The sequence below is a fragment of the Nostoc sp. CCY 9925 genome (assembly GCF_963920935.1).
In the GTDB taxonomy this organism is placed as follows: Bacteria; Cyanobacteriota; Cyanobacteriia; order Cyanobacteriales; family Nostocaceae; genus Nostoc.
On sequence record NZ_CAWUDO010000293.1, the window covers coordinates 1 to 892 of the forward strand.

1 protein-coding gene is annotated in these 892 nt (G+C 47.2%); it reads left to right on the forward strand.

The features are described from left to right. A partial coding sequence (locus ACM0OY_RS40490; protein WP_414574316.1) for a condensation domain-containing protein occupies positions 1–892 on the forward strand: 892 nt, incomplete at both ends.

Here is an 892-nt window from a genome sequence, read left to right on the forward strand (position 1 = left end):
TCCGAGGTCGAACGAGAGGCAGAGACTATGCGATTAGCAAGTGAGGAGGCACAGCGACCCTTCGATCTCAGCCAAGGTCCACTGCTACGAGCTACTTTGCTGCGGTTAGACGAAAAGGAAAATGTGCTACTTTTAACAATGCACCACATCGTTTCCGATGGCTGGTCTACTGGAGTGTTGGTTCGAGAAATAGCAGTGCTTTACGAAGCCTTTTCTGCTGGTAAGCTGTCACCACTGCCAGAATTGCCCATTCAGTATACAGATTTTGCATATTGGCAGAGGCAGTGGCTACAGGGAGAGGTACTAGAAACGCAGTTAGCTTACTGGAAGCAGCAACTAGCTGGTGCTCCACAGGTACTAGAACTACCAACAGACTATAACCGACCAGCAGTTCAAACATTTCAGGGTGCAAGCGAGCCTCTAGTGTTACCCAAAGCCTTATCTGAAGGCCTCAAGACTCTGAGCCAGCAAGAGGGGGTAACTTTATTCATGACTCTACTAGCGGCATTTAAAGTCTTACTGCACCGCTACACGAAGCAGGACGACATTATGGTCGGTACCCCAATTGCTAACCGTAACAGAACCGAGACTGAGGGACTGATTGGATTCTTTGTAAACACTTTGGTAATTCGCACTGAACTATCAGATAATCCCAGTTTCCAAAAATTCCTGACTCAGGTACGTGAGGTAGCCTTAGGGGCTTATGCACATCAAGACTTGCCTTTTGAGAAACTGGTAGAGGAACTACAACCAGAAAGGAACCTAAGCCACACGCCGCTTTTTCAAGTAATGTTCGTTCTTCAGAATGCACCTATACCACCCTTGAAACTTTCGGGCTTAAGCTTGAGTCCCCTGAAGCTCAATACCACAACGGCGAAGTTTGATTTGACTT